Genomic DNA, 26778 nt, shown 5'->3' on the forward strand with positions numbered 1-26778 from the left:
GAATTGCCCCCAGCCTTCTATCCCTGTCATCGACCCGTCATGGACTCGCGTTAGATAATAGGTATAATTGTCTATATCAATAGACAAATTTAGACAAAGGAATGTTGCTCATGCGAGGACAGGAAGCCCACGACCAGGCCGAGCGCAAGGCCGCCATGGCAACACTGGCACAATCCAGCGGCGATGACATCGTCCGGCTCTGGAACGCTACCGGGCTGCCCTCAGACGCTGAGCTGCTGCGCGGTCCCGAGACCGGCCTGGTCACCGTGCGCGGCCGCATCGGTGGTGGCGGCTCCCCCTTCAATGTTGGTGAGACGACCGTTACCCGCGCCACTGTCCGGCTGCCGTCCGGACAGGTCGGCCATTGCTATGCGCTTGGCCGCGACAAGCAGAAGGCGAGGCTGGCGGCCATCGCCGACGCGCTGTGGAAGGACCCGGCCCGTCGCGCCGAGGTCGAGACCGGGCTCATAGCGCCTCTGCGGTCGGCTCTGGCCACGGCGCATGAACGGCGCCGCGCCGAGACGGCGGCAACGAAGGTGGATTTCTTCACCATGGTTCGCGGAGAAGACTGATGGACATCGCAGCGCAATCGATCGAGGGCAGTTTCGCCGATCCGGTCTTCAACGCCCAGACCGTGTTCCGCGCCGTCATGGACGCGATGGCGCGGCCGGGCAGCGTGCAGCCCCTGCCGGCCTTCGCCCGCCCGCCGGTGCCGCTTTCGGCGACTGCCGGCGCCGTGGCGCTGGCGCTTTGCGACAACGACACCCCGCTCTGGCTCGACCCGGCTTTGCAAGCTTCCGCCGCGATCAAATCCTGGCTTGGTTTCCACACCGGCGCGCCTTTGGCCAACACGCCGGCCGATGCACATTTCGCTTTGATCGCCACGCCGGCCGAGATGATGGCGCTCGACGGTTTTTCGCAAGGTACCCAGGACTATCCCGACCGCTCCACCACGCTGATCCTGCTGGTGAGGGATCTCGTCTCCGGCGCCCCGCTGCTGCTCGAAGGCCCCGGCATCGAAACCAGCGCCACGATCGCGCCGGCGCAGATGCCGCGACATTTCGTCGAGCAGTGGAAGCAGAATATCAAGCGCTTTCCGCGCGGCGTCGACATCATCCTCGCCACCGCCGAAGGCGTCGCCTGCCTGCCGCGCACCACGCGCATCAAGACGATGGAGGCCTGAGATGTATGTCGCGGTAAAAGGTGGCGAGGCGGCCATTGCCAACGCCCACAGCCTGCTGGCCGACCGCCGGCGCGGCGACCGTTCGGTGCCGGCCCTTCGCCTCGACCAGATCGTCGAGCAGCTGGCGCTCGGCGTCGACCGGGTGATGAGCGAAGGCTCGCTCTACGACCGGGAGCTGGCCGCACTCGCCATCGTCCAGGCGCGCGGTGACCTGATCGAGGCGATCTTCCTGGTGCGCGCCTATCGCACCACGTTGCCGCGCTTCGGCTACTCCAAGGCGATCGACACCGCTGCCATGCTGGTCGAGCGGCGCGTTTCGGCGACCTACAAGGACCTGCCCGGCGGCCAGCTGCTCGGCCCGACCTTCGACTACACGCACCGGCTGCTCGACCCCGAGCTTGCCGCCGGCGGCGATGTCGCCGAGCCGCTGCGGCGCGAGACGGACGCGCAAGCCATGCCGCGCGTCTCCGCCATCCTGGCCCGCGAAGGGCTGATCGAACCGGATGGCGAGATGCCGCGGGACCATGTCCCCGGCGACATCACCCGCGAGCCGCTGGAATTCCCGATGGCGCGCGACATCCGCCTGCAGGCGCTGTCACGCGGCGACGAAGGTTTTCTGCTGGCGCTCGGCTATTCCACCCAGCGCGGCTATGCCCGCAACCATCCCTTCGTCGGCGAGATCCGCATCGGCGAGGTCGAGTTGGAACTGGATGTGCCCGAACTCCCGTTCGCTGTCCCGCTCGGCACCGTGCGGGTCACCGAATGCCAGATGGTCAACCAGTTCAAGGGTTCGGCCAAGGCGCCGCCGCAATTCACCCGCGGCTACGGCCTCGTCTTCGGCCAGAGCGAGCGCAAGGCGATGGCGATGGCACTCTGCGACCGGGCGTTGCGCGCCAGCGAGTTGGGCGAGGACGTTGTCGCCGCCGCCCAGGATGAGGAGTTCGTCATCTCGCATTCCGACAATGTCCAGGCGACCGGCTTCGTCGAGCACCTGAAGCTGCCGCACTATGTCGACTTCCAGGCCGAACTCGACCTCGTGCGCCGCATGCGCGCCGAATACGACGCGCGCGAAAACCCAGTGAAGGTAGAAGAGAAGCGGGAGGCCGCGGAATGATCGAAGGCCTGTCCCATATGACCTTCATCGTCCGCGATCTCGACCGGATGACCGAAATCCTGACCGGGATTTTCGACGCGCGCGAGGTCTACGACAGCGGCGCCAGGCAATTCTCGTTGTCACGTGAAAAATTCTTTCTGATCGGCGACATCTGGGTTGCCATCATGGAGGGCGAGACGCTGCCCGAGCGCAGCTACAACCACATCGCCTTCAAGATCGATGACGCCGATTTCGACCGCTACGCCGACCGCGTCGGCAAGCTAGGGCTCGACATGCGTCCACCCCGGCCGCGCGCCGAGGGCGAAGGCCGCTCGATCTACTTCTACGACGACGACAACCACATGTTCGAACTGCATACAGGCACGCTTGCTGACCGGCTCGCACGCTACGCCAAGGAACTGGAGGTCGCATCATGACCGACATCGCCACCTACAACTTCGCCTATCTCGACGAGCAGACCAAGCGGATGATCCGCCGGGCGATCCTCAAGGGCATCGCCATCCCCGGCTATCAGGTGCCGTTCGCTTCGCGTGAGATGCCGATGCCCTATGGCTGGGGCACTGGCGGCGTCCAGGTCACCGCCTCGATCATCGGCCCCGACGATGTGCTGAAGGTCATCGACCAGGGCGCCGACGACACCACCAACGCGGTCTCGATCCGCGCCTTCTTCAAGAAGGTCGCCAATGTCGCCGTCACCACCGAGACGGTGAAGGCCACCATCATCCAGACCCGCCACCGCATCCCGGAACATCCGCTGACCGCCGGCCAGGTGCTGGTCTACCAGGTGCCGATCCCCGAACCCCTGCGCTTCCTCGAGCCGCGCGAGACCGAGACGCGCAAGATGCACGCGCTGGAGGAATACGGCCTCATGCATGTCAAACTTTACGAGGACATCGCCAGGCACGGCCGCATCGCCACCACCTATGCTTATCCGGTCGAAGTCGAGGGTCGCTATGTGATGGACCCGTCGCCGACGCCGAAATTCGACAATCCCAAGATGCACCGCTCGCCGGCCTTGCAGCTGTTCGGCGCCGGCCGCGAAAAGCGCATCTATGCGGTGCCACCGTTCACCGAAGTGGTCAGCCTCGACTTCGAGGATCATCCGTTCGAGGTGCAGACCTTCGACCAGCCCTGCGCGCTGTGCGCGGCCGAGAACGTCTATCTCGACGAGGTCATCCTCGACGACCATGGCGGCCACATGTTCGTCTGCTCCGACACCGATCACTGCGAGAAGCGGCGTGAAGAGGGTCATCGTGGCCATCTTGCCCCCGAAACCCATCTTGCCCCAGGAAACATGGAGCCGGCGCAATGACCGACGAACCGTTGCTGCGCGTCTCGGCGCTCTCCAAATTCTACGGCTCGCGCGTCGGCTGCGACAACGTCTCCTTCGACCTGTGGCCGGGCGAAGTTCTGGCTGTCGTCGGCGAGTCCGGCTCCGGCAAGACGACGCTGCTCAACTGCCTGTCGACCCGGTTGTTGCCGAGCTCCGGCACCGCCAGCTATCGCATGCGCGACGGCCAGTTCCGTGAGCTCTACCGCATGAGCGAGGCCGAGCGCCGCTTCCTGATGCGCACCGACTGGGGTTTTGTCCACCAGAACCCCGCCGACGGCCTGCGCATGACGGTGTCGGCCGGCGCCAATGTCGGCGAGCGACTGATGGCGGTCGGCGACCGCCACTACGGAAAAATTCGCGCCACCGCCGTCGACTGGCTGTCGCGCGTCGAGATCGACGAGGACCGCATCGACGACGAGCCGCGCGCCTTTTCCGGCGGCATGCGCCAGCGTCTGCAGATCGCCCGCAATCTCGTCACCGGGCCGCGGCTGGTGTTCATGGATGAGCCCACGGGTGGCCTCGACGTCTCGGTCCAGGCCCGCCTGCTCGACCTGTTGCGCGGCCTGGTCACCGACCTTGGTCTCGCGGCCATCGTCGTCACCCACGACCTTGCCGTCGCGCGGCTTTTGTCGCAGCGCATGATGGTGATGAAGGACGGCCGCGTCGTCGAAAGCGGTCTCACCGACCGCGTGCTCGACGATCCGCGCGCGCCCTACAGCCAGTTGCTCGTTTCCTCCATTTTGCAGGTGTAACCATGCCGACGCCTCTCGTTGTTTCCGACGTCGCCAAGAGCTTCACCATGCATCTGCGCGACGGCATCAAATTGCCGGTCATCGCTGGCGTGTCTTTCTCGATCAAGGCTGGCGAATGCACCGTGCTCGGCGGCCCGTCCGGTGCCGGCAAGAGCTCGATCCTGAAGATGCTCTACGGCAACTACGCCGTCGACGAGGGCCAGATCATCGTCATGCACGATGACGGGCTGATCGATCTCGCCACCGCCAGCCCGCGCACCGTGCTTGCCATACGCCGGCAAACGATCGGCTATGTCAGCCAGTTCCTGCGCACCGTGCCGCGCGTCTCGGCGCTGGATGTCGTCGCCGAACCGCTGGTCGAGCGCGGCGAGGACCGCGAGAGCGCGCGCGGCAAGGCACGCGCCTTGCTGGCGCAGCTCAACCTGCCGGAAAAACTCTGGGCGTTGCCGCCGGCAACCTTCTCTGGTGGCGAGCAACAGCGCGTCAACATCGCGCGCGGCTTCATCACCGAGCACCCGATCCTACTGCTCGACGAGCCGACCGCATCGCTCGATGCCAGGAACCGCGACGTGGTGATCGAACTCATCGCCGCCAAGAAAGCGGCGGGCGTCGCCCTGCTCGGCATCTTCCACGACCACGACGTGCGCGAGGCGGTCGCCGACCGCATCATCGACGTCACCGCTTTCGCGCCCGGAAAAATCGCTGCATGACCAGGAAGCTCTCGGAGACGCCGCTGATCCACCTGACAGCGGACGTGCAGAACTCGACGCTTGGCCGCTGGACCGAGATCGCCGACCGCAGCCGGGTTTCCGAGAGCACCCTCGGCGATTATTCCTACATAATGCAGGACTGCGCCGTCTGGTGCGCGACCATCGGCAAGTTTTCCAACATTGCAGCCAGCGTGCGCATCAACGCCACCAACCACCCAACATGGCGGCCGACGCTGCACCATTTCACTTACCGCGCCTCCGACTATTGGGACGACGCCGAGCATGAGAGCGAATTCTTCGCCCAGCGACGCGCCAAGCGGGTCACCATCGGCCACGACACCTGGCTCGGTCACGGCTCGACCATCCTGCCCGGCGTCACTGTCGGCGATGGCGCCGCGGTCGGCGCCGGTGCCGTCGTATCGAAGGATGTCTCGCCTTACACAATCGTTGGCGGCGTGCCGGCCAGGCCGATCCGAGAGCGCTTCGATCGCCGCACGGCCGAACGCTACCAGGCGCTCGCCTGGTGGGACTGGGACCATGCAAGGCTGCGGACAGCGCTCGATGATTTCCGGGAACTGTCGGCCGAGGCCTTCCTGGAGAAATACCGGGGATAGTCGCTCACATCATTGTCATGAGCGCGCCTGTTTCATATCCCTGACACATCGCCGGGGCAGGACGCGGTGTTCCCCCCTGGAGATCGCAATGCCTGTTTCTGTCAGACCCTCGCTCGCCGGATTCTTTGCCGGCTCCAATCCGAAGCCACCGGTTCATCGCGGCACGCGCTACGACACGTCAGGCAATTTCCTGATCGAGCCCGGCAACACCGTCGTCAGCCATCTCGTCAGCGGTTCGCCCTCCGAGGCCGTGGTGCTTGCGGTGCGCGACCGGATGCTGGCGATGCCCGACGCCGACCGGCTGGCCTTCACCCCCGTCTCCAGCCTGCACATGACGCTGTTCCAAGGCATCATCGAATATCGCCGCCGGTTGCCCTACTGGCCGCATGACGTGCCGCTCGACACCAGCATCGACGTCATGACCCGCCTCTATCTGGAACGCCTGAAGGGTTTCAAGGGCTTCGGCCCGTTCAACATCAAGGTGGTCGAAATCGTGCCGACCGGCCTCACCGTCGCCGGCGCGACGGACGAGGACGTGCGCATCATGCGCGCCTGGCGCGACGCGTTGGCGGTGCCGTTCGGCTACCGGCATTCCGATCACGACAGCTACGTCTTCCACATCACTTTCGCCTATCAGATCCAGCGTCTTGCGGACGACAGGGCGGCCGCATGGCAGCAACTGTTCGATGACTCTCTCGCGCTTTTCGCGCGGCAGGCTCCGGTGATCGAGATCAAGGCGCCGGCCTTCTGCGGCTTCAGGGACATGGAGCACTTCGAGGAGTTGCTGGTGCTCGGCTGATCGACGGCAACAGGCGCCTGTGGGCAGTAACAAAACTGACATCAATCCGACACCGCAGGTTCATGGCGCTGCGCTAGCGAAGTCTTAACAGACCTTCAACGCGACTGGACTGGAAACGACCATGTCAGCCACGCTCGAAATCCGCGGCGTCACCCGACGATTTGGCAAGAACACCGCCGTCAGCGATATCAACATCTCGATCCCGCAGGGCCAGATGGTTGGCATTATCGGCCGTTCGGGTGCTGGCAAATCGACCCTTCTTCGCATGATCAATCGTCTCATCGATCCCAGCCAGGGATCGATTTTTTTTGACGGCGCCGAGGTCTCCCAGCTGCGCGGTTCGCCGCTCCGGCGCTGGCAGCGCGACTGCGCCATGATCTTCCAGCAGTTCAACCTGGTGCCGCGCCTCGATGTGCTGACCAATGTGCTGCTCGGCAAGCTGAACCATCGTTCGACCATGTCAAACCTGCTCGGCATGTTTTCCCGCGCCGAGTGCGCCGAGGCGGTCGCCGCGCTCGAGCGGCTCGACATCGCCCGCACCGCAATGCAGCCTGCCGGCACTTTGTCGGGCGGCCAGCAGCAACGCGTCGCCATCGCCCGCGCCATGATGCAGCAGCCCAAGGTGATCCTCGCCGACGAGCCGATCGCGTCGCTCGACCCACTCAACGCCAAGGTGGTGATGGATTCGCTGCAGGACATCAATCTGCGTGAAGGCATCACCGTCGTCACCAATCTGCACACGCTGGACACCGCCCGCGCCTACTGCAACCGCATCATCGGCATGGCCGCTGGCAAGGTCGTCTTCGACGGCCCGCCGGAAGAGCTCAACCGCGAGGCCGTGCGTCTCGTCTATGGCGCCGACAGCAATGGCGGCGAAATCTCCGAGGCCATCACCTCGACCAGCATCGCCTACAAGCAAAAGATCACCGCATCCGCCGGACCGCTCGAGCCCGCATTCCCGGGATATTGAGAGCGACCTGGATCGCCAGCCCGCGTCAAGGGCACCTGTCAAAATAACGAACGCTACCGGCGCGGGGCCGGAACCTACAGGAGAGATATCCAATGTTCAGGAAGATGGTTTTTAGCGCCGTTTCCGTGCTCGCCATGGCGACCAGCGCGGCCCACGCCGCCGATATGAAGGAATTCCGCGTCGGCATCCTTGGCGGCGAGAACGAAACCGACCGGCTGCGCAACTACCAGTGCCTGGCCGACCACCTCAAGACCGAATTCGGCTTCGAGAAGGTCTCGCTGTTCCCCGCCGCCGACTATGACGGCGTCATCCAGGGCCTGCTCGGCGGCACCCTTGACTTCGCCGAACTCGGCGCCTCCGGCTATGCCAGCGTCTACATCAAGGACCCGAAGGCGGTCACCCCGATCCTCACCACCCAGCAGACCGACGGCGCCACCGGCTATTATTCGATCGGCCTGGCGCTCAAGACTTCCGGCATCACCGACATCAAGTCGGCCAAGGGCAAGAAGCTCGGCTACGCCGATCCGGATTCGACCTCCGGCTATCTGATCCCGCTGACCCAGATTCCGAAGGACACCGGCGCCTCGAACGAAACCTTCTTCGCTTCGACCCAGTTCAACGGCGGCCACGAGAACAATGTCCTCGCCGTGCGCGACGGCAAGGTTGATGTCGCGGTGGACGATTCCTCGGGCATCGGCGATTTCAAGAACGGCTACACCTCCGGCACCTTCCACAAGGAAGTCGCCAAGGGCGCCGTCGACCCCAACGACTTCGTCGAAGTCTGGCGCTCGGGCCTGATCCCGAACGGCCCGCTGGTCGTGCGCACCGCGCTCGGCGACGACATGACCGCCAAGCTGACCGCCTTCTTCACCGATCTGCCGAAGAAGGACCGGGCTTGCTTCGAGGGCGTCGAAGGCGGCGATTTCACCGGCTACGTTCCGGTGAAGCCGGACTTCTACAGCGTCATCGTCGAAGCCCGTAAGGCAGCCATCGGCGGCTGACGGCGAAATCAGAAGGGCGGTGTTCAAAGCACCGCCCTTTCTGTGTGTCCGATAATGACCCTTTCCGTGACAGCACCCTCCGGCGCCACCCACCAGATGGCCGATGCCTGGCGACGCCAGATATCGCTGCGCCGGCTCTATACAGTGCTCGCCGTCGGTTTGCTGCTTGCCGCGATGTTCGCGAGCATGTGGTTCGCCGACGAAGCCAATGCCGGGCACTTCTTCGACCGGCTGCCGCACATTCTGGATTTCCTGAGCTGGCTGGTCCCCAAGGATTGGAACGACGTCTGGCGGGCGCTGTTCGACATTGCCTCGCCGCATGACACCGGCACCCAGGAATTCAACTTTCCGCTCGGCCGTGTCTATGTCTGGGGCGGGTTCTACATCCCTGAATATTTCGAGCTCATGCTGACCACGGTGAACGTGGCCCTGGTGTCGACCTTTATCGGCTTCATCTTCGCCGTGCCGTTTTCCTTCATCGCCGCGCGCAACCTGACGCCGCATCCGGTGCTGAGGCTCGTCGTCAAGCGCTTCATGGAGTTGCTGCGCGCCTTTCCGGAGATCGTCATTGCCGGCCTCTTCGCGGCCATTGTCTCGACCGGTCCGATCGCTGCCATCATCGCCATCGGCCTGCATTCGATCGGCGCGCTCGGCAAGCTGTTCTATGAGATCAACGAGAACGTCGACATGCGCGCCGAGGAAGGCCTGAGGGCGGTCGGCGCCAACTGGTTCGAGCGGGTGCGCTTTGCCGGCCTGCCGCAGGTGCTGCCCAACTTCATGTCCTACACGCTGCTCCGGGTCGAGATCAATGTGCGCGCCTCGACCATCATCGGCGCCGTCGGCGGCGGCGGCATCGGCGAGGAATTGAAACTCTCGATCTCACGCGGCTTCGGCGCCAAGACACTGGCGCTGGTGCTGCTGCTGTTCACGACCATCTTCATTATCGACCAGTTTTCCGCCTGGCTGCGCCGCAAGCTGGTCGGCGAACAAGCCTTCCTGATGGGTGCTTAGCCATGATCCCGAAAAGTGGAATCCGGTTTTCGGAAAAGATCATGGCAAGACCAAGAGATAGAGCCCCATCCCGGCTCTATCGGGATGGATCAGGCTCTTGATCATGGCGACGATGACCGCCGACGAAATTCGGTCGATCGAGGAACGCTACCCGCAAGTATTCCAGCGGCCGCTGTACAAGCGCTTCGCCCCGCTGTTCCTGTTCGTCGGCATCCTGCTTTACCTCATCTATGCCTTGTGGTTCTTCAGCCTGCCGCTAGTGCTGCGGGAATCGCACTGGGAACGCCTGCCACTCTTCCTGTCACAGTGGGTCAGCTATGACCTGCAGCCCGAGTTCCGCCTCGACCAGCCTGAGATCACGCCGAAATACCCGCGCTTTTCCGCGCTCGGCGAGAACCCAAATCCAGACTGGGTCATCAAGAACGCGGAAGGCACCTTTAGCGTCCTGATTGACGGCCCCGGCAAGTCCGTCACCTTCGACAAGAGCAAGGCGACGATCGTGGCCAATGGCGAGACGGTGCCGGTGTCGCTGACCGACGGCAAGCCGGTGATCTCGGGCCCGGTGCCGGACTGGATCACCGCGCATGACGATGAGGTGGTGGCCAAGATGGGCTTCGCCGGCGAAGTGCGCGTCACCGTCGACCGCGTCAAGGTCCGCAAGCGCTTCCTCGGCTGGGCGAATTTCGTCTTCGACACGCGCTCGCCCTTCTTCGGCAAGTCGGCCGGTGAAGTGGCCTCGCTGATCGTGTCCGGCCCCGAACTCAAGCCCGGTACCTCGAACCTCGCGCTGGCGGAAGACAATATCTGGAACAACGCCCAGTGGCAGCACGGCGACGTCTGGACTAAATTGTTGCAGACCATTGTCATGGCCTTTCTCGGCACGCTGCTCGGTGGCATCGTCGCCTTCCCGCTTGCCTTCTTCGCCGCCCGCAACATCACGCCGAACGGGCTGCTCAGCCAGGTGCTCAAGCGTTTCTTCGACTTCATGCGTTCCGTCGACATGCTGATCTGGGCGCTGTTCTTCACCCGCGCCTTCGGCCCCGGCCCGCTGGCCGGCAGTGCCGCGATCTTCTTCACCGAGATCGGCACGCTGGGCAAAACCTATTCGGAAAGTCTCGAGAATATCGACGACAAACCGCGCGAGGGCATCAAGTCGACCGGCGCCAACGGCTTGCTGGTGCAGCGCTATGGGGTGATGCCTGAGGTCATTCCGGTCTTCATCAGCCAGACGCTCTACCAGTGGGAATCCAACACCCGCGGCGCCACCATCATCGGCGCCGTCGGCGCCGGCGGCATCGGCCTGAAATTGTGGGAAGCGATGCGCACCAACTCCAACTGGGCCAACGTCTTCTACATGGTGCTGCTGACGCTGGCCGTCGTGTTCATCTTCGACAACATATCCAACTTCCTGCGCCGCCGGCTGAGCCGGACCATCCACGACTACAATAGGATCCAGGCCGAGCAGGGTTAACGATCCCGGCGCTTCAGGGCGTGTTGAGATTCAGGTCAGGCCGAGTCGAAAATGCTGGGTTCCGAGCACCGCAACGGAGCGTACTTTTGGGTACGTGAGTACCGGAAGCGCAGGAACCCGGCATTTGCAGACCGGCCTCACCCGAATATCGACACGCCCTATGCCGCTTTCTTCCACCCATTCTTGATATGCTTGTAGCCGTCGCGATAGACGGCTTCCGGGCTCTCGGAAAAATCACGCCACACCTTGGTGGCCGCCGCCAGGTCCTTCAGCGAACGGCCGAACGCCTCGATCGTCAGCCAGTCGTCATAGCCGCTCTTGCGGATGGCGGAGAACGTTTCCTTCCACGGAATGTTGCCGCGCCCCGGCACGCCGCGATCATTCTCCGAGATGTGGATATGCACGACATTCCCGCGGTGTTTTGTATAGGCGCCGATCGGGTCAGCCTCCTCGATGTTGGCGTGGAACGTGTCGTACATCGCCTTGATGTGCGGCCGGTCGATGGCATCGACATGCTCGGACAGATCCGCCATCGTGTTGAGAAGATAGCATTCGAAGCGGTTGAGCGCCTCGAGCCCGATGGTGACGTTCCTCTTGCCGGCATGGTCGCCGATGGCGCGTTGCGAGGCGACCGAGCGCTTCTTCTCGGCGGCTGTCGGCCCGGAGCCGGAGAAAGCGCCGAGCGTCGAATGCAGCGGGCCGCTCAGCGTGCTGGCGCCGAGCGCATTGGCGCAGTCGATTGCCCATTTCATGTAGTCGACCCCAGCCTTGCGGGTCGCGGCGTCGGCCGCGATCAGGTTCATCGCCGGATCGCCCATCGCTGAAACCGCGGTCCGCTCCAGCCCGATACGGTCGAGCAGCTCACCCAATTTCTTGTAGTCGTCGGGCGTACCGGTGAAGATCGGTATCTCGACTCCATCGAAACCGGTTGCCTTGATGTCGCGGAGCAACGGCTCGTGTTTCTTCGACACCGCCGTCGTCCACAAGAACATGCACATGCCGATTTTCATCGACGCCTCTCCCCCCCTGGTCCCCCCAGATCCATTCAGACTAAAGCTTCGTCCAGGCCCCATTCTTCTTCGACGACCTCACGCAGGCCTCGATGAAGGCCATGCCCTCGACGCCGTCCTGAATGGTCGGAAAGACGACATCCTTTGCCGGCTTGCCGCCCTTCTTGCGCGCGGCGCGGATCGCGCGCGCGGCCTCCTGGTAGATGTTGGCGAAACCTTCGAGATAGCCTTCGGGATGGCCTGATGGTACCCGGCTGACACGCCCCGCCACCGGCAGCGCGCCGGCGCCATTGCGGGTGATCAGCTGCTTTGGCTGGCCGAACGGCGTGTACCAGAGATAGTTCGGGTCGGCCTGCACCCATTCCAGCCCGCCCTTCGAGCCATAGATGCGCAGCTTCAGCCCGTTCTCATGGCCCGGCGCCACCTGGCTGGCCCAGATCATGCCCTTGGCCGGATGCGTCTTGCCGGCTGGCTTGAAGCGCAGCATGACGTTGACATTGTCGTCGAGCTGTCGTCCCGGCACGAAAGCGTCGAGATCGGCTGACAGGGAATCGAGCTCCAGTCCCGAGACGAAGCGCGCCAGATTGTAGGCATGCGTGCCGATGTCGCCCAGCGCGCCGCCGGCGCCTGCCTGTTTTGGATCGCCGCGCCACGACGCCTGCTTCTGGCCGGTGGCGGCGAGGTCTTCAGTCAGCCAGTCTTGTGGATACTCGGATTGCACGATGCGGATGTCGCCGAGCACGCCCTTGGCCACCATCTCGCGGGCCTGCCTGATCATCGGATAGGCGGTGTAGTTGTGGGTGAGCACAAACACCTTGCCGGTCTTCTCGACCACGGCGGCGAGCTTCTTGGCTTCGGCTAGCGTCGTTGCCAGCGGCTTGTCGCAGATGACGTGGATGCCGGCCTCCAGGAAAGCTTTTGCTGCCGGCACATGGACATTGTTGGGGGTGACGATGGCCACCGCCTCGATGCCGTCGGGGCGTTTCGCTTCGGCCTTGGCCATCTCGGCGTAGGAGGCGTAGCTGCGATCCGGGTCGAGCCCGAGTTCGGCGGCCGAGGCCTTGGCGCGCGCAGGATCGGAGGACAGCGCACCGGCGACCAGCACGAAATCATTGTCCATGCGCGCCGCGATGCGGTGCACCGCACCGATGAAGGCGCCTTGCCCGCCGCCGACCATGCCGTAGCGGATCGGGCCGCCTCCCGTTTCCGACTTCGATGCGCCGACCATGTTTTTTCTCCCTCGTGTCTGAGATAGGGTCGATCCGCGCAGCGGATCGGGGTGGGTCGTAGAGGTAGAGCTCGGCATGAACCGACCCCACCCGGCCCTTCGGGCCACCCTCCCCTCGAGGGGAGGGACTGCGGCGCTAGATTCCCATCATGCCGCGCAGCACTTTCTTGTCGGTGGCGCCGCCGGCAAAGTCGTCGAATGCCTTTTCCGTCACCCGGATGATGTGATGCTGGATGAACGGCGCGCCCTCTGCCGCGCCGTCTTCAGGATGCTTCAGACAGCATTCCCATTCCAGCACCGCCCAGGAATCATAGTTGTACTGCGTCAGCTTGGAAAAGATGCCGCCGAAATCCACCTGTCCGTCGCCGAGCGAGCGGAAGCGGCCGGCGCGGTTGGTCCAGCTCTGATAGCCTGAATAAACGCCTTGCCGCCCGGTCGGGTTGAACTCGGCGTCCTTGACGTGGAACGCCTTGACGCGCTCGTGATAGATGTCGATGAATTCGAGATAGTCGAGTTGCTGCAACAGGAAGTGCGACGGATCGTAATTGATGTTGCAGCGCTTGTGGCCGCCGACCGCGTCGAGGAACATCTCGAAGGTGGCGCCGTCGAACACATCCTCGCCAGGATGGATCTCGTAGCCGACATCGACGCCATTGTCTTCATAGACATCGAGAATCGGCTTCCAGCGCTTGCCGAGTTCGGAAAACGCCTCTTCGATCAAACCGGCCGGCCGCTGTGGCCAAGGGTAGAGGTAAGGGAAGGCTAGCGCTCCGGAGAAGGTCACCGACGCATTCAGCCCGAGATTGCGCGAGGCCTTGGCGCCGAACTTCATCTGTTCGACCGCCCATTTCTGCCGCGCCTTGGGATCGTTGTGCACCGAAGCCGGTGCAAAGCCATCGAACTGCGCGTCATAGGCCGGATGCACCGCCACCAGTTGCCCCTGCAGATGCGTCGACAGTTCGGTGATCTCGACGCCCGCGTCGGCGCAGATGCCTTTCACCTCGTCGCAATAGGCCTTGGAAGAGGCCGCCTTTTTGAGATCGAACAAGCGCGCGTCCCAGGTCGGGATCTGCACGCCCTTGTAGCCGAGACCAGCCGCCCATTTGGTGATCGAAGCCAGTGAATTGAACGGCGCGGCATCGCCCGCGAACTGCGCCAGAAACAGTCCAGGGCCTTTCATTGTCGTCGGCATCGGCATCCTTCCTCATTTTCTCGCGACCGAGCATAGCGCCGATTGGAAGCAGGGCCAGCCACTTTGGTCTTTTCACACCGGGCGCTTGTGCGCGCCGCCATTCTGGTATTACCAAATGCGAGGATTTGGTCAAGCCTCGCAGTGCATCATCGGAGCCCTTCAGGCATGCGAAAAGGGGATATATATCTCAATGTAATCAATGAAATAATCCAGGTTGACTGTAGCAGACCGCCGCTTCTTGCCGTCCAGAAGAAATTGCTGTAGACCTCGCTTTAGGCCCAATTGGTCGAACCAGTTTGCGAGAAAAGGCTGGGGATGCCTTGGGGAGGAACCCTTGCGTCGCCTTTTGGCGACTCATGTCGCAGGCGAACCATAAAGACGAATTTGGGAAGGACAGATCATGCATCTTTCGACGCACAACTGGATGCGAGCGGAACCGTTAGAGACGACGCTCAAGCGCATCAAGAAATTCGGCTATGAGTCGATCGAGATTTCCGGCGAACCCGAGCAGTACAAGACCAAGGAGACGCGGGCGCTGCTGAAGGAGCATGGCATCCGCTGCTGGGGCGCTGTGACCTTGATGCTGGGCGAGCGCAACCTCGCCGCCAGGGACCAGGGCCAACGCGAGCGTTCCGTGCAGTATGTCAAGGACGTGCTGACCATGATCAGCGAACTCGATGGCGAGATCATCACGCTGGTTCCAGCGACGGTCGGCAAGGTGGTGCCGGACGGCACCGAGGAAGAGGAATGGAAATGGGTTGTCGACGCCACCCGTGAATGCTTCACCCATGCCAAGAAGGTCGGCGTCAAGATCGCTGTCGAGCCGCTCAATCGCTTCGAAACCTATCTGTTCAATCGCGGCGCCCAGGCCCTGGCGCTGGCTGACGCGGTCAGCCCCGAATGCGGCGTCTGCCTCGACGCCTACCACATCCACATGGAGGAATTTAACGTCCACGACGCGATCCGACAGGTCGGCAAGCGCCTGTTCGACTTCCATGTCGCCGACAACAACCGTTTCGCCGCCGGCCTCGGCCAGATCGACTGGCCAAAGATCGTCGCCACGCTGAAGGAGGTCGGTTACGACGGCGCGCTGACCAACGAGTTCGTAGCACCCGTCGACCGCACACCGGCCGCACCCTATCCCGACATGGTCGAGCGCCACCCGGTCGACATCTCGCCCGAACAGCTGAAGTTCATCCAGGATCACGGCTCCAGCGTGCTGACCGAGAAATTCTACACCGACCAGATGCGCATCACCGCTGAAACGTTGCTGCCGCTGATCAAGTAGCCGACTGCCTGTTGGGAATTTGCCCTTCCGCCCTGACCGGCGGCAGGGCCGGGGAAGACCATGCGCATCAAGTCCGTCCAAGCCTGGTGGATCCGCATCCCGATCGAAGCCGCTCGGCAACACCGCAGCGACTTCGGTCAGGTGACGACCTTTGACGCCGCCATCCTGCGCATCGAGACGGATGACGGGCTGGTCGGCTGGGGCGAAGGCAAGAACGCCGCCGGCAGCGCCGGCAGCTACGGGGCGCTTGTCCACATGCTGAACCATGAGGTCGGGCCGCAATTGATCGGCCGCGATCCGGCCGATATCGGCGTCATCTGGGAGATGCTCTACAACGGCGTGCGCCACGACAGCGCCGCCCGCGCCGGCCACGCCATGCCGCAACTGGCGCGGCGCGGCATGAGCATAGCTGCCATCAGTGCCGTCGACATCGCGCTCTGGGATATCCTCGGCAAATCGCTTGGCGTTCCAGTCTGGCGGCTGCTGGGCGGCCGCAAGCTCGACCGCATGCCGGCCTACGCATCCGGCGGCTGGGCGGCCGCCGATGCCATCGGCGAGCAATTGAAATCCTATATCGCCGGGGGCGGGTTCAAGGCGCTGAAGATGCGGATCGGCGCAATGGACGGCGCCGCGCATGTTTCCGCCGCCCGCGTCCGTGCCGCACGGCAGGCGCTCGGCCCCGATGTCGAATTGATGGTCGACGCCCATGGCACCTACACGGTGGCCGAAGCCAAGCGCTTCATTCACCTCGTCAACGATCTGGACCTCGCTTGGTTCGAGGAGCCGATCATTGCTGACGACAAGCCGGGCATGGCTGAAGTGCGGGCAAGCGGCGCCGTTCCGATCGCCACCGGCGAAAGCGAGGCGACGCGCTATGCCTTCCGCGACCTTGCCGTGCTCAAGGCCGCCGACATCTTCCAGCCGGATCCGGCCTTCTGCGGCGGCATCAGCGAAGCGATGAAGATCGGCACCATTGCCAGCGCCTTCAACCTGCGCTTTGCGCCGCATCTATGGGCCGGCGCGCCCTGCTTCTTCGCCGGGCTGCACATCTGCGCTGCTTCGCCGGCTAGTTTCACTGTCGAATATTCGCTCGGCGCCAACCCGATGATCCATGATCTGATCGAAGAGACTGTCGAAGCCAAGGACGGTATGATAGCGATCCCGGAAAAGCCGGGTCTGGGATTCACCATTTCGGAGCGGTTCCTGGAGGCGCACGCGCAACGCGGTTGACGATGAAAGAAAAGAACCTTCTCGCGGAACTCGCCGCCTACCTGTTCTCCCATTCGGACAAGGAGACCGGCCGAACGCCGTCGGAACGTGAGTTGGCGGAGCATTTCGGCGTCAGCCGCGGCCAGATCCGCGAAGCGCTCGCCATCCTCGAAGCCATGCGCATCGTCGAGCGCCGGGCCAAATCCGGTATCTACATCGACACCAAGCAAGCCAGCGTCGAGGCGATGGCGCTGTTTGCGCGCGCCGGCCTGCCGCTTGATCCGATCCAGATCTACGAGACGGTCGAACTGCGCAAGATCCACGAGATCAAGGCGGCCGAACTTGCCTGTTCGCGCGCCACCGAGGAGAATTTCGAGCGGCTGCGCGAAATCCTGAAAGCGTCGGAAGAGCGCATCGCCGCAGGCGAAGGCCTGGCCAAGGAAGACCGCGAATTCCACCTCGAGATCGTGCGCGCGACCAAGAACAGCGTCTTCCACAATGTCTGCAGCGTCTACTACATGATGGGCGAGCAGCGCCTGCCGATCTATTTCAACGACCCCGAGCGCAGCGTGCGCTCGCATGCCGAGCATATCCAGATCTATGAGGCGCTGCTGCGCCGCGATGGCAATCTCGCCCAGGCGCTGATGAGTGCTCATCTGCAGGGCGCCGAGAGCTACTGGAAAGGCCTGATCGAGGGCCACGGAGAGGAACCTCAAAGCCCGACGCTCGAAAGAGCCTGACCGACATGGCACGCATCCTCACTACACACCCCTTGCATCCGCGCGCCTCGGCCATGCTGGCCGGCGCCGGCGAGCTTGTCGTCGCCTCCGCTCTCGATCCAGGCACGCTGGCCGCCGAGGCGAAGAACGCTGACATCGTCATCGTGCGCGCTCCTCTGCCGCCACAGCTTTTCGAGGGTGCCGCGAAGCTGAGGGCGGCAATCCGCCATGGCGCCGGGCTCGACATGATCCCGATGGAAGCAGCGACCGCAGCCGGCGTGCTGGTGGCGAATGTGCCGGCGGTCAATGCCCGCTCGGTTGCCGAACACGTCATGTTTGCGGCACTTGCCCTGCTTCGCCGCTTCCGCATCGTCGACCGCGACCTGCGCGCGAAAGGCTGGCTCGCCGGCCGCGAGCACGCCAATTCCAACAGCGAGCTTGCCGGCAAGACGATCGGCATTGTCGGCCTTGGCGCCGTTGGCCAGGCGGTTGGCCATATCGCCGCACATGGCTTCGACCTGAAGGTGGTGGCAACGACGCGCAGCATGCAGCCGGCGCCGGAGAAAGTCGGCTTCCTGTCGATCGACGCCCTGGTCGAGCAGAGCGACATCATCGTTCTGTGCTGCCCGCTGACGCCGGAGACGCGCGGCCTGATCAACCGCGAGCGGATCGCCCGCATGAAGCCCAATGCGCTGCTGATCAACGTATCTCGCGGACCGGTCGTCGATGACGACGCGCTGATCGACGCCTTGCAGAAACGCCGCATCGGCGGTGCCGCACTCGATGTGTTTTCGACGCAGCCGCTGCCGCCAGGCCATCCCTATTTCGGCTTCGACAATGTCATCATAACCCCGCACATGGCCGGCATCACCGAGGAATCGATGATGCGCATGGGCGTCGGCGCGGCGGGGGAAGCCTTGCTGGTGCTGGCCAACAAACTGCCGGTCAATCTGCGCAACCCTGAAGTTGTCGATCACTACCGGCGACGGTTTTCGGCGAGCGTGTAGCACATCGCCGTTTCGCCTCATTTTCTGGCGAGGCTCGCTCCCATGTCCAGACTTCGCTCCGCGCTGTTGTTTGTTGCCACCGCTTCGACAGGCATCGTGCCGTCGCTTGCCGCAGCCGAGAGCAGCTATGTCTATTGCGACAACGGGCTGCGCTGCTTCAAGGCGCCCTGCCCGTCGAACAGTGCGCTCGATCTTGCCAACGGCACGATCATCAAGGGCGTGTCGATCGACAGCAGCGGATTGCCGCAGGCCGACAAGGCGATAACGGATCTTTCAGACGCGCTTTACGCTGGAAAGATCGTTGTCAGGGGGTCGATCGAGCATCGCACGCAGACCATCACCGGCAAGGAGTACAGCCTGCCCTGGCTGGTCGCGACCGGCATCGTACGCACCGCCAAAGACAGCGAACGCAAGCACTGCTCGTCGCACTGATACTCAGATCGGCCCGATCACGAGCCAAGCAGCGACTCTATTTCAGCGGCAATCCGCAACAGACGCCGGTCACGGCCGTTGCGCGCCACCAGCATCAATCCTGCCGGTCGCACCATGCCCGGCATCGGCAGCGAGATCGCACAAAGGTCGAACTGGTTGGCGACCTGCGTGTTGCGCAGCAGCAGGCCTTCGGTGCGGTCGCGCAGGTCGGCATCGTCAGTCATCGAAACGATAGTCGGCGCCGTCACCGGTGTGGTCGGCAGGGCCAGCACATCGACCGATGCGAGCCGCTCGTCCATGGCGACGGCGAGCGCGGCACGACGACGCATTGCCCTGATATAGACTGGCGTCGGCAGCATCGCTGCCCGCGACAAGGGACCGCTGACGTGCGGGTCGACCGGCACCGATGCCCCTGTCGCCAACCAGTCGGCATGGATCTCCGCCCCTTCCATGGCAGCGATCGAACCGCGCTTGGTCGCCGCGCGCATCTCTCCAAGCAGATCGTCTATCGACAGGTCCGCCACCCCCGCGCCCGCCAATTCGACCTCGCCGAGACATTGCTCGAACGCGGTCGCTACCTCGCCTTCCGTCTCTTCGAAAAGAATGCCACGCGGGATGCCTATGCGCAGCCCTGCGAGGGAAATCGACGTCAGCGCAGCCGCTTCCTCGCCGGCCATCACGGCGTCGGCGGCGGCGCACTGGGCGACCGTTCGGGCAAGCGGGCCGATCGAGTCCAGTGTGCCGGACAACGGGAAAGCGCCGGTGAGAGGCACGCGCCACGCGGTCGGCTTGAAGCCGACGACGCCGTTGAGCGACGCCGGAATGCGTATCGAGCCACCGGTGTCGGAACCGATGGAGATTTCGCTCGTCCCCTCGCCGACGGAAACGCCGGCACCCGAGGAGGATCCCCCAGCAATGCGGCTGGCGTCGGCGGCATTGCCGGGCGTGCCGTAATGCTGGTTGTCACCGATCGCGGTGAAGGCGAATTCGGTCATGTTGGTCTTGCCGACGATCACCGCGCCTGCCTGCCGCAGCCGGCCAGTGATGGTGGCGTCGCGAAGGGCGGGCGTGGCGGTCTTGAGCATCAGCGAGCCGGCCGTGGTCGTCTCGCCGGCGACATCGAACAGATCCTTGATCGAGACAATGGTGCCGTCGAGGGGGCCTAGCGTCACACCAGCTCGCTTGCGGGCATCGCTGGCGTCAGCCTCGGCCCGCGCGGCTTGGGCATAAAGCTTCACAAACACGCGTTCTTCGCCGGCACGGGCGGCAAGCCGGACGAGAATGGTCTCGAGATGATCACGGGCTGATTTCATTTTTCGGTGTCGGACTCCGGACGCCTTGAACGTCTTGAAGGTAGCGGCCAGCACCTGGCCTGCCGAGACTTAACCCGGCGCAGGCGGTTTTGCACCCTGTCGAATTCGAGGAAAAATCCGATGCTCTACCAAGGCAGCTGTCACTGCGGCAAGGTCGCCTTCGAGTTCGAAGCCGAGCTGACCGGCGCCGTGCGGTGCAATTGCTCGATCTGCTCGCGCAAGGGTGCCCTGTTGTGTGCCATCCCGCATGAAACCTTGCAGGTTCTGGCCTGGGGCGATGATCTCGGCACCTACACCTTCGGCAACCGTGCCATCGCGCACCGCTTCTGCCGTGCCTGCGGAATCCACCCCTTCGCGGAGGATGTCGGCGAAGGCCTTGAACACAGAGCCTACGTCAACATGCATTGCGTTGCGGATTTTGACCCTTCGACCTTGCCGGTCTTCGACTTCGATGGCCGCGCAGTCTGAACCTATAGCCTGTCGCTTCGGTTGCGTTGGCAAGGTTCGTTTGTCGCTGCCACATAACGGCGCCGGCCCGAAAACCATGATGGTTGTCGGGTCGATGCTTGGGGTCAGGGATGTTATCCCCAAATGGTGAGTCCGACGGCTACTCGGCTGGCTTCGGGCCGCGCAGGAACACCACGATAGCCGCCAGCAAGGTTGCCGTGCCGCAATAGGCGAAGGCGCTGGCCACGCCGGCATGATCGACCAACAGGCCACCGAAGACAGCGCCCAGGGCAATCGCCACCTGGAATGTCGCCACCATCAGGCCGCCGGCGCTTTCGGCCTGATCGGGTGCGGCCCGCACCAGCCAGCTCTGCAGCCCGACCGGCACCGCGCCGAAGGCAAAGCCCCAGACCGCAACGGCGGCGGCGGCGATCGTGTGCGAGGCGCCGAAAACCAGCATCGAGGCAGCCGCCACGGCAATCAGCAAAGGCGCCAGCGCAACAGCTGCCTTGAGGTTGCGTTCGGCCAGGATGCCGCCTGCGACATTGCCAAAGAAGCCGCCAACGCCATAGGCCAGCAGCACCAGCGAGATCGTCTCGATGTCGAGCACCGGGACCTTCTCGAGGAAGGGGCGGACATAGGTGAAGCCGGCAAAGTGTCCCGACGCGACCAGCAGCACGACCAGCAGCGCCACCCTGATGGAGGGACGCTCGAGCACATCGAGCAAGGTGCGGAAGCTTGCCACGCCCACGGGCGGCAATTTCGGAATGGTGGCCACCTGCACCAGCAGCGCCAGGGCGCCGACGACGGTGGCGATCATGAAGGCGGTGCGCCAGCCCCAGATGTCGCCGACATAGGCGCCGATCGGCGCCGCGCAGACCGTCGCCACCGAAACGCCGGTCAGGATGATCGACATGGCGCGCGGCATCAGCCGCATCGGCACCAGCCTAAGCGCCATCGCCGCCGACATCGCCCAGAAGCCGCCGAGCGCGACGCCGAGCACGACGCGGGCTAGCAGAAGCACGGTAAGCGATGAGGCAAAGGTGGCAAGAAGGTTCGACAGGATCAGGAACACCGTCAGCATCCACATCACCAGCCTGCGGTCCATGCGCCTGGTGATGATGGCCATGGTGGGCGCGGCAATGGCGCCGACGATCGCGGTCGCCGTTACCGCTTGTCCGGCCACGCCTTCGGTGACGCCGAGGTCGCGCGCCATTGGCGTCAGCAGGCTCGCGGGCAGGAATTCGGCGGTGACGAGGCCGAAAACCCCAAGCGCAAGCGAGACCACGGCGCCCCATGCCGGTTCGGTTCGCTCATCGGAGTCTGCGGGGTTCAGAAGTGTGGCGTCGATGACGCCTGTCGCGGGTTCGGCCATGGTCAGTCTCCGATCTGTTTGCGGCGCCAAATAGGGAACGACCGACTCGGGGCTCCACCCGCTACATGCCTTGCCATCGCGGCTTGGCTATGTGGCCGGTCTCCGATCCTGTTTGCAGCGCAGCATCTGGCTGCAGTGCAACATAGGGAGTGACCGCCTGGAGTTTCCATGCTAGAAACCCCATTATGTTTGACCATTCGTCCAAAATCCCGATCACCGGCGATCCACTGACAGACATCTTGCGCGGGCTGCGTCTCGATGGCGTCGAATATGGCCGCTGCGAACTGAAGGAGCCCTGGGGCATCCAGTTTCCGGCCCATCCGGCGGCGCGGTTCCATTTCATCGGCCGTAGAGGCTGCTGGCTGATGCAGCCGTCCGGCGAATGGGTGCAACTCAATGCCGGCGATGCGGTGCTGCTGCCGCGCGGTGCGGCCCATGTGCTGGCCAGCGAGCCCGGCGCCCAGGCCTGGCCGATCCATGGTTACGAACTGGAAGAGGTCTGCAAGGACGTCTACTGCACGTCGAACGCAGAGATGTGCGACAAGGATTGCCAACCAGGAACGCTGCTGTTCTGCGCCAGCATGTATTTCAACCTCGATGGCCTGCATCCCCTGCTCGGCATGATGCCGGACGTGATGCGCACGCATGAATTGGAAGCCTATGAGCCGGGCATTCCGCATCTGCTGGACTCGATGGCACGCGAAGTGACGATGGAGCGTGTTGGCTCCGGCGGCATTCTGGCACGGCTGGCTGACGTGCTTGCCGCCACCGTCATCCGCTCCTGGGTCGAACGCGGCTGCGGCGACTCGTCCGGCTGGATCGCGGCGGTCAGGGACCGCGAGATCGGGCGCGTGCTGGCCGCCATCCATCTCGAACCGAACCACGACTGGACGGTCGAGTCGCTGGCCAGGATGATGGGCGCCTCGCGATCGGGATTTGCCGAGCGGTTCGCCACCATCGTTGGAGAAACGCCGGCAAAATACGTTACCCAGGTCAGAATGCACCAGGCGAGACAGTGGCTGGTCCGCGACCGGATGAAGATCTCCGTCGTTGCCGCGCGTCTCGGCTATGAATCGGATGCCGCCTTCAGCCGTGCCTTCAAGCGCGTCATCGGCTCGGCGCCCAGCCACCTTCGCGCCGAAGAACAGGCTGATATCCGCCAGCCCGGCTGAGCCGATGCCTCGTTGCGCGCCTCGGCGGCGCCGAAGCAGCGCGTTCTCACCCCGCGTGGCGCAAATTGACGCCGCTGCCCTTGTCGAACAGCACCACCTTGTCCGGATTCCAGGCAAAGCGCACCGGCTGCTCGATCGCCACATCGGTCCTGGCCGGCACCGTGGCGCGCAACATCGCGTCGCCGACGCGCAAAGTCAGGATCTTTTCGACGCCATGGTTCTCGACGTCGTGGACGTGTGCCTCGACCGGCGCGCCGCTCTCGAGATAGACGTCCTCGGGACGAATGCCGAAGACGAGCGGGCGACCATCGGTCGCCGCGCCCGCCTTTAGCCCCCCAAAAGCCTTGGCTCCCCCTGAAAAAGGCAGTTCGAAATTCAGTGGCGCCATCACCGCGCGGCCGTTCACCAGCTTGCCGTCGATCAGGTTCATCGGCGGCGAGCCGACGAAGCTCGCCACATAGGTGTCGCGCGGATTGTTGTAGATCTCGTGCGGCGTGCCGGTCTGGACGATGCGGCCATGGTTGAGCACGCCGACCTTGTCGCCCATCGACATCGCCTCGATCTGGTCGTGGGTGACGAACAGGAAGGTGGCGCCAAGCTGCATTTGCAGGTTCTTGAGTTCGGTGCGCAGCGCCTCGCGCAATTTGGCGTCGAGCGCCGACAGCGGCTCATCCATCAGGAACACGCGCGGCTTGCGCACGATGGCACGGCCGATCGAGACGCGCTGCATCTCGCCGCCTGACAGCTTGTCGGTCTTGCGGTCTAGCAGATGCTCGATCCGCAGCGTGCGGGCGGCGCGGTCGACGCGGTCCTTGATCTCGGCGTCGGGCAGCCGGCGGATCTTCGGCTTCAGCGGGAATTCGAGATTTTCCCGCACCGTGTAGCGCGGATAGAGCGAGTATTGCTGCAGCACTAGCGCCACGTCGCGCTCGGCCGCACCCCAGTCGGCGACATCGACGCCGTCGATTAAGACCTGGCCTTCGCTGGGCTTTTCCAGCCCGGCGATCAGTCGCAGCGTCGTCGTCTTGCCGGCGCCCGTTTCGCCGAGCAGCACGAAGAACTCGCCATCAGCGATGTCGAGATCGAGCCCGGTCAGGGCCGTGTGATTGCCGAATGTCTTCGAGATGTTTTTCAGCTGGATATGGGCCATCAGAGTCTCACCCCCAGCGACTTGCCGCTTGCCGTATCGAAGAAATGCGCCTGGGCTGGATCGATCCTGGCAAACACCTTCTCGCCGGGCCCGGCGACGAAGCCGCTCTTGGTGCGGGCGCGCAGCATTTTTGAGCCGACCTTGAGGTCGACGATATCGAAGGAGCCGAGCGGCTCGACGATCTGCGTCTCGACCGGCAGGAACCCTTCTGCCGCATCGCGACGAATGAGGACGCCTTCCGGCCGGATGCCGAGGGAGAGCTGCCCGCCGGCATGGCCGTTGAGCTTCGACAGCAGCGCCCGTGGGAATTCAAAGCCGGCGGCAGCGCCACCGACCGTCACCGAGACCGCGGACGCCGTCTCGGCGACTGCCGCGTCGGCGACGTTCATCACCGGACTGCCGACGAATTGCGCCACGAACAGGTTGGCCGGGTGCGAATAGACCTCGTCCGGCGTTCCCACCTGCTGCAGCACGCCTTCGTGCATGATGACGATGCGGTCGGCGAGGCTCATCGCCTCGATCTGGTCATGGGTGACATAGATGGTGGTCGACCCCTGCTTGATGTGCAGCCGCTTGATCTCGGCCCGCATCTCCTCGCGCAGCTTGGCGTCCAGCGCGCCGATCGGCTCGTCCATCAGCATCGCCTTCGGCCGCCGCACCAGCGCCCGGCCGATGGCCACGCGCTGCATGTCGCCGCCCGAAAGCGCCGACGGCTTCTTGTCGAGCAGGTCTGATATCTGCAGCGTCTTGGCGACCGAGCGCACCTCTGAGTCGATCTCGCTCTTGCTCTTGCGCGTGGCGCGCAAAGGAAAGGCGATGTTTTCGTAGACGCTCATATGCGGGTAGAGCGAGAACGACTGGAAGACCATGGCGATGTCGCGGTCGGCGGCCTTCAAATGCTGGATGGGTTTGCCGTCGATGAGGATGTCGCCCTCGTCGATCGTTTCCAGCCCGGCGACGGCACGCAAAGTCGTCGTCTTGCCGCAGCCCGACTGGCCGAGCAGAACGATGAACTCGTTGTCGGTGATCTTGAGGTTGAGGTCCTTGATGACCTGGACGGCGCCGAAGAATTTCTGGACGCCGCGAAGCTCGATCTGGGTCAATGCTGTGCTCCCGGATTTCGCACCTGGCCGGTGCCGGCCTTCTCTTCTGGCGCGATCTTCGAGGTGATGTTGAAGCCGATCAGCCCGATCAGGATGATGGTCAGCCCATAGCTGTGCACCAGCATATTCCAGGGCTGGCAGAGCGCGACGATACCGAGCACCATCAGCGCCTGGCTGCCCGGCTCCAGATATTTCTGATTGATGGCACGAAAGCTCATTTGCGGATCGCTCCGAAAGACATGCCGCGCAACAAATGATTGCGGAGCAGGAAGGTGAAGATCGCGACCGGCAGCAGGAACAGGAAGGTTCCGGCCGCGATCACCGACCAGTCCGGTAGCCCGGAGCCGACCTGGCTGGGGATGAAGGGCGGCGCGGTTTGGGCGCGGCGGTTGGTCATGATCAGCGCGAAGGCATACTCGTTCCACGCGGTGATGAAGCAGAACACGGCGGTGGCGGCGATGCCGGTGGCGGCCTCGGGCAGCACGATCTTGAAGAAGGCCTCCATGCGCGTGTAGCCGTCGACGAGGGCCGCCTCTTCATACTCTTTCGGAATCTCATCCATGAAGCCCTTCATCAGCCACACCGAGAAGGACAGGTTGAAGGCGGTGTAGAGGATGATCAGGCCGACATGGGAATCGTTGAGGCCGACCGCCCGGTACATCAGGAACATCGGAATCGCCACCACCACAGGCGGCAGCATGCGTGTCGACAGGATGAAGAACAGCAGATCCGCCTCGCCCTTCACCTTGAAACGCGAGAAGCCATAGGCGGTGAACGTTCCCATGCCGACCGCCAGCACCGTCGAGGTGATGGCGATGATCAGCGAGTTCAGGAAACGGCTCGGATATCCCGACCACTGCACCTGGCCCTTGCCGTCGCGCACGATCTTCTCGCCGCCGTCGAAGACGACGCGCTCCCACCACGGGGCGGCCGCATACTCTTCCGGCGTTGGCGGGCTGCGCAATTGCGAGCGCTTGGTGAACAGCTTCACGAAAGGCGATATTTCCGGCTGGAAGACCACCGTCGGCGGAATGGTGGTGGCGAGGTTGCGCGGCTTGAACGCCGTCGAGGCGATCCAGTAGATCGGCGCCAGGAAAATGATCGTCACCACCAGAACGGCGACGATGGCGACACGGTTGAAGCCTATTTCGGAAGAAGTGCGGACGGCAGCCATC

General features: G+C 63.8%; 29 protein-coding genes. 20 read left to right on the plus strand and 9 right to left on the minus strand.

Going from position 1 to position 26778, the window contains the following annotated elements; all coding sequences use genetic code 11:
• Nucleotides 1-110 precede the first annotated feature (110 nt).
• From phnG to phnE (ACFFNA_RS25430), 13 genes are all read left to right on the plus strand, one after another.
• Entirely contained in the window at nt 111-572 is a 462-nt protein-coding gene (gene phnG, locus ACFFNA_RS25370) for a phosphonate C-P lyase system protein PhnG (RefSeq protein ID WP_378922521.1), read from the plus strand.
• A complete protein-coding gene (gene phnH / locus ACFFNA_RS25375) occupies nt 572-1183 on the plus strand; it encodes a phosphonate C-P lyase system protein PhnH (protein ID WP_378922523.1) in 612 nt (203 codons plus the stop codon). The genes phnG and phnH overlap by 1 nt, the downstream gene beginning before the upstream one ends.
• Before the next feature lies 1 nt (nt 1184).
• A complete protein-coding gene (locus ACFFNA_RS25380; protein WP_378922525.1) occupies nt 1185-2297 on the plus strand; it encodes a carbon-phosphorus lyase complex subunit in 1113 nt (370 codons plus the stop codon).
• Entirely contained in the window at nt 2294-2713 is a 420-nt protein-coding gene (gene fosX, locus ACFFNA_RS25385; RefSeq protein ID WP_378922527.1) for a FosX/FosE/FosI family fosfomycin resistance hydrolase, read from the plus strand. Before ACFFNA_RS25380 ends, fosX begins: the two co-directional genes overlap by 4 nt.
• Nucleotides 2710-3609: an alpha-D-ribose 1-methylphosphonate 5-phosphate C-P-lyase PhnJ gene (locus ACFFNA_RS25390; RefSeq protein WP_378922529.1), complete on the plus strand. Its 900-nt coding sequence runs from the start codon at nt 2710-2712 to the stop codon at nt 3607-3609. The genes fosX and ACFFNA_RS25390 overlap by 4 nt, the downstream gene beginning before the upstream one ends.
• A complete protein-coding gene (phnK, locus tag ACFFNA_RS25395; protein WP_378922531.1) occupies nt 3606-4382 on the plus strand; it encodes a phosphonate C-P lyase system protein PhnK in 777 nt (258 codons plus the stop codon). The genes ACFFNA_RS25390 and phnK overlap by 4 nt, the downstream gene beginning before the upstream one ends.
• A 2-nt stretch (nt 4383-4384) precedes the next feature.
• Nucleotides 4385-5092, plus strand: coding sequence for a phosphonate C-P lyase system protein PhnL (gene phnL / locus ACFFNA_RS25400; RefSeq protein ID WP_378922533.1), 708 nt, complete (start codon nt 4385-4387; stop codon nt 5090-5092).
• Nucleotides 5089-5706 (plus strand): DapH/DapD/GlmU-related protein, encoded by a 618-nt coding sequence (locus ACFFNA_RS25405; RefSeq protein ID WP_378922535.1) that lies wholly within the window; start codon nt 5089-5091, stop codon nt 5704-5706. The genes phnL and ACFFNA_RS25405 overlap by 4 nt, the downstream gene beginning before the upstream one ends.
• 88 nt (nt 5707-5794) lie before the next feature.
• Complete coding sequence (locus ACFFNA_RS25410; RefSeq protein ID WP_378922537.1) at nt 5795-6505, plus strand: DUF1868 domain-containing protein; 711 nt, start codon at nt 5795-5797, stop codon at nt 6503-6505.
• Nucleotides 6506-6626: 121 nt separating this feature from the next.
• Nucleotides 6627-7475: a phosphonate ABC transporter ATP-binding protein gene (gene phnC / locus ACFFNA_RS25415; RefSeq protein WP_111548853.1), complete on the plus strand. Its 849-nt coding sequence runs from the start codon at nt 6627-6629 to the stop codon at nt 7473-7475.
• 92 nt (nt 7476-7567) lie between these two features.
• Nucleotides 7568-8476: a phosphonate ABC transporter substrate-binding protein gene (phnD, locus tag ACFFNA_RS25420; RefSeq protein ID WP_378922540.1), complete on the plus strand. Its 909-nt coding sequence runs from the start codon at nt 7568-7570 to the stop codon at nt 8474-8476.
• A 54-nt stretch (nt 8477-8530) separates the two neighbouring features.
• Nucleotides 8531-9487 carry a phosphonate ABC transporter, permease protein PhnE gene (gene phnE, locus ACFFNA_RS25425; protein WP_378922542.1) on the plus strand — a complete coding sequence of 319 codons (957 nt, stop codon included), beginning with the start codon at nt 8531-8533 and terminating at the stop codon, nt 9485-9487.
• 103 nt (nt 9488-9590) lie between these two features.
• Entirely contained in the window at nt 9591-10958 is a 1368-nt protein-coding gene (phnE, locus tag ACFFNA_RS25430) for a phosphonate ABC transporter, permease protein PhnE (protein WP_378922544.1), read from the plus strand.
• Between the two features lie 158 nt (nt 10959-11116).
• On the opposite strand, the gene ACFFNA_RS25435 is transcribed toward phnE (ACFFNA_RS25430), so the two are convergent.
• The 3 genes from ACFFNA_RS25435 to ACFFNA_RS25445 all read right to left on the minus strand — a co-directional run bounded on the left by ACFFNA_RS25435 (nt 11117) and on the right by ACFFNA_RS25445 (nt 14388).
• Nucleotides 11117-11968 (minus strand): sugar phosphate isomerase/epimerase family protein, encoded by an 852-nt coding sequence (locus tag ACFFNA_RS25435; protein ID WP_111548856.1) that lies wholly within the window; start codon nt 11966-11968, stop codon nt 11117-11119.
• A gap of 40 nt (nt 11969-12008) precedes the next feature.
• Nucleotides 12009-13196, minus strand: coding sequence for a Gfo/Idh/MocA family protein (locus ACFFNA_RS25440; protein ID WP_111548857.1), 1188 nt, complete (start codon nt 13194-13196; stop codon nt 12009-12011).
• 136 nt (nt 13197-13332) lie between these two features.
• The gene (locus tag ACFFNA_RS25445) at nt 13333-14388 is read right to left on the minus strand and encodes a sugar phosphate isomerase/epimerase family protein (RefSeq protein WP_378922547.1); all 1056 of its coding nucleotides are present in this window, start codon (nt 14386-14388) and stop codon (nt 13333-13335) included.
• 400 nt (nt 14389-14788) lie between these two features.
• On the opposite strand from ACFFNA_RS25445, the gene ACFFNA_RS25450 reads away from it, so the two are divergent.
• From ACFFNA_RS25450 to ACFFNA_RS25470, 5 genes are read left to right on the plus strand one after another with little or no spacing between them, the layout of a single operon-like run.
• A complete protein-coding gene (locus ACFFNA_RS25450) occupies nt 14789-15676 on the plus strand; it encodes a sugar phosphate isomerase/epimerase family protein (RefSeq protein ID WP_111548858.1) in 888 nt (295 codons plus the stop codon).
• A gap of 60 nt (nt 15677-15736) precedes the next feature.
• Complete coding sequence (locus ACFFNA_RS25455; protein WP_378922549.1) at nt 15737-16906, plus strand: mandelate racemase/muconate lactonizing enzyme family protein; 1170 nt, start codon at nt 15737-15739, stop codon at nt 16904-16906.
• A gap of 2 nt (nt 16907-16908) precedes the next feature.
• Nucleotides 16909-17625, plus strand: coding sequence for a FadR/GntR family transcriptional regulator (locus tag ACFFNA_RS25460; protein ID WP_111548962.1), 717 nt, complete (start codon nt 16909-16911; stop codon nt 17623-17625).
• A 5-nt stretch (nt 17626-17630) separates the two neighbouring features.
• Nucleotides 17631-18611 carry a hydroxyacid dehydrogenase gene (locus ACFFNA_RS25465; protein ID WP_111548860.1) on the plus strand — a complete coding sequence of 327 codons (981 nt, stop codon included), beginning with the start codon at nt 17631-17633 and terminating at the stop codon, nt 18609-18611.
• Between the two features lie 42 nt (nt 18612-18653).
• Complete coding sequence (locus ACFFNA_RS25470) at nt 18654-19043, plus strand: hypothetical protein (RefSeq protein ID WP_111548861.1); 390 nt, start codon at nt 18654-18656, stop codon at nt 19041-19043.
• Nucleotides 19044-19060: 17 nt separating this feature from the next.
• Here ACFFNA_RS25470 and ACFFNA_RS25475 read toward each other — a convergent pair whose 3' ends face one another.
• Nucleotides 19061-20356, minus strand: coding sequence for an amidase (locus ACFFNA_RS25475; protein WP_378922552.1), 1296 nt, complete (start codon nt 20354-20356; stop codon nt 19061-19063).
• A 120-nt stretch (nt 20357-20476) separates the two neighbouring features.
• Between ACFFNA_RS25475 and ACFFNA_RS25480 the strand changes: the two genes are divergently transcribed.
• Nucleotides 20477-20824 (plus strand): GFA family protein, encoded by a 348-nt coding sequence (locus ACFFNA_RS25480; RefSeq protein WP_378922554.1) that lies wholly within the window; start codon nt 20477-20479, stop codon nt 20822-20824.
• 139 nt (nt 20825-20963) lie between these two features.
• Here the strand turns inward: ACFFNA_RS25480 and ACFFNA_RS25485 are convergent, their stop codons facing one another.
• Entirely contained in the window at nt 20964-22178 is a 1215-nt protein-coding gene (locus tag ACFFNA_RS25485; protein WP_111548864.1) for an MFS transporter, read from the minus strand.
• A gap of 185 nt (nt 22179-22363) precedes the next feature.
• On the opposite strand from ACFFNA_RS25485, the gene ACFFNA_RS25490 reads away from it, so the two are divergent.
• Nucleotides 22364-23350, plus strand: a complete 987-nt coding sequence (locus tag ACFFNA_RS25490; RefSeq protein WP_111548865.1) for an AraC family transcriptional regulator — start codon at nt 22364-22366, stop codon at nt 23348-23350.
• A gap of 46 nt (nt 23351-23396) precedes the next feature.
• On the opposite strand, the gene ACFFNA_RS25495 is transcribed toward ACFFNA_RS25490, so the two are convergent.
• From ACFFNA_RS25495 to ACFFNA_RS25510, 4 genes are read right to left on the minus strand one after another with little or no spacing between them, the layout of a single operon-like run.
• Nucleotides 23397-24500 carry an ABC transporter ATP-binding protein gene (locus tag ACFFNA_RS25495; RefSeq protein WP_378922557.1) on the minus strand — a complete coding sequence of 368 codons (1104 nt, stop codon included), beginning with the start codon at nt 24498-24500 and terminating at the stop codon, nt 23397-23399.
• Nucleotides 24500-25603 carry an ABC transporter ATP-binding protein gene (locus ACFFNA_RS25500; RefSeq protein WP_378922559.1) on the minus strand — a complete coding sequence of 368 codons (1104 nt, stop codon included), beginning with the start codon at nt 25601-25603 and terminating at the stop codon, nt 24500-24502. Before ACFFNA_RS25500 ends, ACFFNA_RS25495 begins: the two co-directional genes overlap by 1 nt.
• On the minus strand, nt 25600-25821 hold the full coding sequence (locus ACFFNA_RS25505) for a hypothetical protein (protein ID WP_378922561.1): 222 nt from the start codon (nt 25819-25821) through the stop codon (nt 25600-25602). The genes ACFFNA_RS25500 and ACFFNA_RS25505 overlap by 4 nt, the downstream gene beginning before the upstream one ends.
• Nucleotides 25818-26777 (minus strand): carbohydrate ABC transporter permease, encoded by a 960-nt coding sequence (locus tag ACFFNA_RS25510; protein ID WP_378922563.1) that lies wholly within the window; start codon nt 26775-26777, stop codon nt 25818-25820. Before ACFFNA_RS25510 ends, ACFFNA_RS25505 begins: the two co-directional genes overlap by 4 nt.
• Nucleotide 26778: the final 1 nt, after the last annotated feature.

Origin of the sequence: Mesorhizobium kowhaii (assembly GCF_042431665.1) — a bacterium.
In the GTDB taxonomy this organism is placed as follows: Bacteria; Pseudomonadota; Alphaproteobacteria; order Rhizobiales; family Rhizobiaceae; genus Mesorhizobium; species Mesorhizobium kowhaii.

What these genes read in the sequence shown, in the direction of transcription:
- phnG (WP_378922521.1), top strand. Translation starts at nt 111, where the DNA reads ATGCGAGGACAGGAAGCCCACGACCAGGCCGAGCGCAAGGCCGCCATG.
- phnH (WP_378922523.1), top strand. Translation starts at nt 572, where the DNA reads ATGGACATCGCAGCGCAATCGATCGAGGGCAGTTTCGCCGATCCGGTC.
- ACFFNA_RS25380 (WP_378922525.1), top strand. Translation starts at nt 1,185, where the DNA reads ATGTATGTCGCGGTAAAAGGTGGCGAGGCGGCCATTGCCAACGCCCAC.
- fosX (WP_378922527.1), top strand. Translation starts at nt 2,294, where the DNA reads ATGATCGAAGGCCTGTCCCATATGACCTTCATCGTCCGCGATCTCGAC.
- ACFFNA_RS25390 (WP_378922529.1), top strand. Translation starts at nt 2,710, where the DNA reads ATGACCGACATCGCCACCTACAACTTCGCCTATCTCGACGAGCAGACC.
- phnK (WP_378922531.1), top strand. Translation starts at nt 3,606, where the DNA reads ATGACCGACGAACCGTTGCTGCGCGTCTCGGCGCTCTCCAAATTCTAC.
- phnL (WP_378922533.1), top strand. Translation starts at nt 4,385, where the DNA reads ATGCCGACGCCTCTCGTTGTTTCCGACGTCGCCAAGAGCTTCACCATG.
- ACFFNA_RS25405 (WP_378922535.1), top strand. Translation starts at nt 5,089, where the DNA reads ATGACCAGGAAGCTCTCGGAGACGCCGCTGATCCACCTGACAGCGGAC.
- ACFFNA_RS25410 (WP_378922537.1), top strand. Translation starts at nt 5,795, where the DNA reads ATGCCTGTTTCTGTCAGACCCTCGCTCGCCGGATTCTTTGCCGGCTCC.
- phnC (WP_111548853.1), top strand. Translation starts at nt 6,627, where the DNA reads ATGTCAGCCACGCTCGAAATCCGCGGCGTCACCCGACGATTTGGCAAG.
- phnD (WP_378922540.1), top strand. Translation starts at nt 7,568, where the DNA reads ATGTTCAGGAAGATGGTTTTTAGCGCCGTTTCCGTGCTCGCCATGGCG.
- phnE (WP_378922542.1), top strand. Translation starts at nt 8,531, where the DNA reads ATGACCCTTTCCGTGACAGCACCCTCCGGCGCCACCCACCAGATGGCC.
- phnE (WP_378922544.1), top strand. Translation starts at nt 9,591, where the DNA reads ATGGCGACGATGACCGCCGACGAAATTCGGTCGATCGAGGAACGCTAC.
- ACFFNA_RS25435 (WP_111548856.1), bottom strand. Translation starts at nt 11,968, where the DNA reads ATGAAAATCGGCATGTGCATGTTCTTGTGGACGACGGCGGTGTCGAAG.
- ACFFNA_RS25440 (WP_111548857.1), bottom strand. Translation starts at nt 13,196, where the DNA reads ATGGTCGGCGCATCGAAGTCGGAAACGGGAGGCGGCCCGATCCGCTAC.
- ACFFNA_RS25445 (WP_378922547.1), bottom strand. Translation starts at nt 14,388, where the DNA reads ATGCCGACGACAATGAAAGGCCCTGGACTGTTTCTGGCGCAGTTCGCG.
- ACFFNA_RS25450 (WP_111548858.1), top strand. Translation starts at nt 14,789, where the DNA reads ATGCATCTTTCGACGCACAACTGGATGCGAGCGGAACCGTTAGAGACG.
- ACFFNA_RS25455 (WP_378922549.1), top strand. Translation starts at nt 15,737, where the DNA reads ATGCGCATCAAGTCCGTCCAAGCCTGGTGGATCCGCATCCCGATCGAA.
- ACFFNA_RS25460 (WP_111548962.1), top strand. Translation starts at nt 16,909, where the DNA reads ATGAAAGAAAAGAACCTTCTCGCGGAACTCGCCGCCTACCTGTTCTCC.
- ACFFNA_RS25465 (WP_111548860.1), top strand. Translation starts at nt 17,631, where the DNA reads ATGGCACGCATCCTCACTACACACCCCTTGCATCCGCGCGCCTCGGCC.
- ACFFNA_RS25470 (WP_111548861.1), top strand. Translation starts at nt 18,654, where the DNA reads ATGTCCAGACTTCGCTCCGCGCTGTTGTTTGTTGCCACCGCTTCGACA.
- ACFFNA_RS25475 (WP_378922552.1), bottom strand. Translation starts at nt 20,356, where the DNA reads ATGAAATCAGCCCGTGATCATCTCGAGACCATTCTCGTCCGGCTTGCC.
- ACFFNA_RS25480 (WP_378922554.1), top strand. Translation starts at nt 20,477, where the DNA reads ATGCTCTACCAAGGCAGCTGTCACTGCGGCAAGGTCGCCTTCGAGTTC.
- ACFFNA_RS25485 (WP_111548864.1), bottom strand. Translation starts at nt 22,178, where the DNA reads ATGGCCGAACCCGCGACAGGCGTCATCGACGCCACACTTCTGAACCCC.
- ACFFNA_RS25490 (WP_111548865.1), top strand. Translation starts at nt 22,364, where the DNA reads ATGTTTGACCATTCGTCCAAAATCCCGATCACCGGCGATCCACTGACA.
- ACFFNA_RS25495 (WP_378922557.1), bottom strand. Translation starts at nt 24,500, where the DNA reads ATGGCCCATATCCAGCTGAAAAACATCTCGAAGACATTCGGCAATCAC.
- ACFFNA_RS25505 (WP_378922561.1), bottom strand. Translation starts at nt 25,821, where the DNA reads ATGAGCTTTCGTGCCATCAATCAGAAATATCTGGAGCCGGGCAGCCAG.
- ACFFNA_RS25510 (WP_378922563.1), bottom strand. Translation starts at nt 26,777, where the DNA reads ATGGCTGCCGTCCGCACTTCTTCCGAAATAGGCTTCAACCGTGTCGCC.